Source organism: Psychromonas antarctica (assembly GCF_022267535.1).
GTDB lineage: Bacteria > Pseudomonadota > Gammaproteobacteria > Enterobacterales > Psychromonadaceae > Psychromonas > Psychromonas antarctica.
Genome location: NZ_JAHNZV010000168.1, coordinates 1 through 3,917, shown reverse-complemented (window position 1 = coordinate 3,917; position 3,917 = coordinate 1). Strand labels below are relative to the sequence as shown.

Annotated in this window: 2 protein-coding genes; both read left to right on the top strand. The window is 39.8% G+C overall.

The window, feature by feature from the left end:
- The coding region (locus KSO91_RS16290; protein ID WP_238744084.1) for an RHS repeat-associated core domain-containing protein at window positions 1-2,408 on the top strand (2,408 nt) is incomplete at its 5' end.
- A gap of 45 nt (window positions 2,409-2,453) precedes the next feature.
- Window positions 2,454-2,810, top strand: coding sequence for a hypothetical protein (locus tag KSO91_RS16285; protein WP_238744083.1), 357 nt, complete (start codon window positions 2,454-2,456; stop codon window positions 2,808-2,810).
- The last annotated feature ends 1,107 nt before the right edge of the window (window positions 2,811-3,917 follow it).

The window sequence follows — 3,917 nt, the reverse complement described above, 5'->3', positions numbered from 1 at the left end:
GCCGCTTTATTACACTTAAACGCGATAATCGTGGCCGTATTATTGACCAGCATAGCGTTAAATTACCTAACGATGGAGATGGTACGTTTAACAGCCATAATTTTTATCAATATGACAAGATTGGTCGTGTCACCTTGGCGCACAATAGTGAGCGTGTTGTCCAGCAACAATATCATCTTAATGGTCAGGTAAGTCAAAGTAAACAGGCTGATTGGACACTCAATTACACGTTTAATCAACAGGGTAAACGCAGTGGCTTAACCCTGCCCGATGGCAATACAATCGGTTATCAATATAACGAGTTAGGTCAATTAAGCGGACTAACTCTGACGCAGCCATCTGAAGATGAGAAAGTCCTGTTAGCACTTGAATACAACAGTGCCGGCCTAATTACCCAACATAGGCTAGGCAACGGCATCACCTTGCAGCAAGACTATGATGTTCGCTCTCGTTTAACCGCACAAGATTGGTCAGGTCAGCAGGGCTATCAACAACAACGCAGTTATCAATACGATAAAAAGAACCAGTTAACCCAGCGCAGTGAGCAGATAAAAAAAGCCGATGTAGAAGAGGCAGCAGCACAAACAGAAAAACAGCGTAGTTTTAGCTATAACAAATTAAGTCAGCTCGTTAGCAGTGAATGTAAAACCCAAGCAATCCATGAAGTACAAGAAAGCACACAAAGCAAAGATACAACAGAAAGCTTTGACTGGGATGCGTTTGGTAATCCACTGGTTGATAAAAGCAAAGCAAAAAAAGACCAAGAAACCCGAGTCGAAAAAGATCGTTTGCTGAGCTTTGCGGGCAGCGATTACCGTTATGACAGCTCAGGCAATCAAATCGCTAGTACCGCCACTGGCTTAATTCAAAAACGCAGTTTTGATGGACTCAACCAACTACGTCAGCTTAATAGCAACGGCACACTCAGCCAATATCAATATGATGCATTAGGCAGGCGCAATGCAAAAATCACGGAAGCAGGTAAAACGGATTTTATCTGGGATGGCAATCAGCTGATTGGCGAACACACAAACGGCGAATATACCTGGTATATCTACCTGCCTGATAGCTTTTTACCCGTTGCCTTAATCAAAGGCGATGAAATCTATTATTACCACCTTGACCAGCTCGGCACGCCGATCTGTTTAACGGATAGTAATGAGCAAATTGTTTGGCAAAACCAAACCGACCTGTTTGGTGCGCAGGGTGAAGGTGGCCTTGATACAACAGCAAAAAACATAGAAAACCCAATCGATAATCCACTGCGTTTTCAAGGGCAATACTTTGATGAAGAGTCTGGGTTACATTATAACCGTTTCAGATACTACTGCCCGAAACAGGGGCGCTTTATTCACCAAGATCCGATTGGATTAGCAGGCGGTATAAACCCTTATCAGTATGCGCCGAATCCAGTAAACTGGGTGGATCCGTTTGGGCTGAGTTGTAAGGAGGATGGGGTTTCAACAGTTGATAGAATTATTGCTCCTGTTGGATATATTGGTGGTGTTACTAAAAAGGCAGGAGACGACTTTACAGGAGCAGTGGAATACTCATTTGCTAACCCTAAAAAAGCATTGTATGCGATAGATAGTGCTATCGGAAATGTTTTTGATATTGTAGTGGATGCTGTTAACTATTTTCCAGATGCACTAATACTAAAACCACTTGATAGTGCATTTGGAACAAGTCTTAGTGTAGGATCTGCAGATGAGATAAATGCCCGTATCGATGGAGTGGCTGATGGGGTTCAGGGAGATTGGACAAAACATAATGAAGCTTTATCAACAGCGTGGGAAAGCGGTGATATAAATGATTATGTGAAAGCGGGTGAGATTGGAAGCACATATGTGACAGCTGCTGTAGGTACCGTGGCTGCCGTTGGAGGTGAGACTCTAATTAATAGTGTTAAGGTTTTGAAACAAGGGAGCAAGGTTCCATATTCAAAATTTGTTGACACTGTTGACGATTTTAAGGGCGCGCCTAAGCTTTCTGAAAAATCATTTGATTTGTTTTCAAATGAGAAGTGGGATGAGTTAGAAGAATTATTTGAAAAGAATAATTTGAATAATGGTTGGCCACCAAATAGGGGGGCAATATCAACAGAAAAAATAACAATAATAAAAGGCGAAACTATTGATCGTTATGGTGGTTATATCGATGAAAAAACAGGGTTATTTAAAGATGGTGGTACTTTCACAGCTAAAGCAGGAGAGCCATTTGAGAATAGAGCGTTACCATTAGAAACACTAGATAAACCATATAATCAGTATAAAGTGTTAATGGATATTCCAGATGTAGAAGCTGGTCATGCGATACCTTGGTTTGGACAATCAGGAAAGGGCATGCAATATGAGTTGCCACTATCGATTGATGAACTTATTGAAAATGGGTTTATAAAAGCACTATAAAGATATTTATAATATACTGTAAAATTATTGCAAAAGGATTGTAAGATGATTGATTTTTATGACTTAGGACCTGTAAATTTATTTGATGGAGACATTACTCCAAAAAATGCCCCTTTACTTTTTGATATCAAGGATCAGAGTATAAGTGTCTCACTCCAAGATCTTATTCCATTGCATAAATTGACCAGTGATGTTGGTCAGCCTAATTTAAATGCAGAGGATATAGCTTCAGCATTGTCCTTCGATATCACTAAATTAGGACCAGTGAAAATATTTAATGGGAGTAAAAAAGGTTTAAAATTACACTATTATGTTGCCAGTGGCCTTCTTTGCGTTTTTTCTCTTGGAGAATACCAATCAGGGCGTTTTTTATGTATCTATGAAGCAGCGATAAAACTATGACGCATTAAAAGTCGGAAAAAAGAAAAAGGTGATAAGTAAAAGGTTGGACAGCCATACCTTTGTTTGACACATGACTTTGACGGCAAAGTTATTGCTGGGCTAGAGGCCACTCTTTCGGTGCTGAAGCATTTACTGGTTTAGGCGAAATATTTTTTCCACTTGCAGTTGTTAAACCTAAATTAGTTGACGTTGTTGCAGCCAGAAAAAAAACGGCGAGTGATTTTTATAAAAAGTCAGGTTATTCGGATATTGACATGGCTTCTCATTTAAATGGTATATCGGATCGGGGTCAGGTCTTTAATCTTGAATGTCAATATGTCAATATGTCAATATGTCAATATGTCAATATGGCAGATGATGGGGGGAAGTCTTTCATTTTACATTATTTGATAAATCATGGGGTTATGTTTTGCCTTTTCAATAAATTGGTGATGTTGTATCAATCACGCTAGTTCACCATTTAATCTATTAATCCAGCGGCTAAGCACGCTCTGTTTAGTCGTTTTTTTATATCTAAATCTTCCACACCAAAAATGTTGCCGGCTATCAAATAACGGGGCGATGACGGCGCGTACGATTATCATTTTGACTATAACGGTAATAAAAGCACCAGCACCGATAGCTTAGGCAATACTGAGCACTACTTTCATAATGAGCAAGAGTTACTGACCTGTTATATCGATGCGAACGGCAATAAAACCGAGCATAGCTATGATACTCAAGGGCGTAAAATCAGCACCCTTGATGCCAACGGACACAGTAAAATGATGGGGTCAAGTCTTTCATTTTGCATCATTTGATAAATCATGGCGTTATGTGTTGCCTTTTCAATAAATTGGTGATGTTGTATCAATCACGCTAGTTCACAATTTAATCCAGCGGCTAAGCACACTCTGTTTAGTCGTTTTTTTGCATCTAAATCTTCCACACCAAAAATGTTGCCGGCTATCAAATAACGGGGCGACGACGGCGCATACGATTACCATTTTGACTATAACGGTAATAAAAGCACCAGCACCGACAGCTTAGGCAATACTGAGTACTATTTTCATAATGAACAAGAGTTACTGACCTGTTATATCGATGCGAACGGCAATAAAACCGAGC

What these genes read in the sequence shown, in the direction of transcription:
- KSO91_RS16285 (WP_238744083.1), top strand. Translation starts at nt 2,454, where the DNA reads ATGATTGATTTTTATGACTTAGGACCTGTAAATTTATTTGATGGAGAC.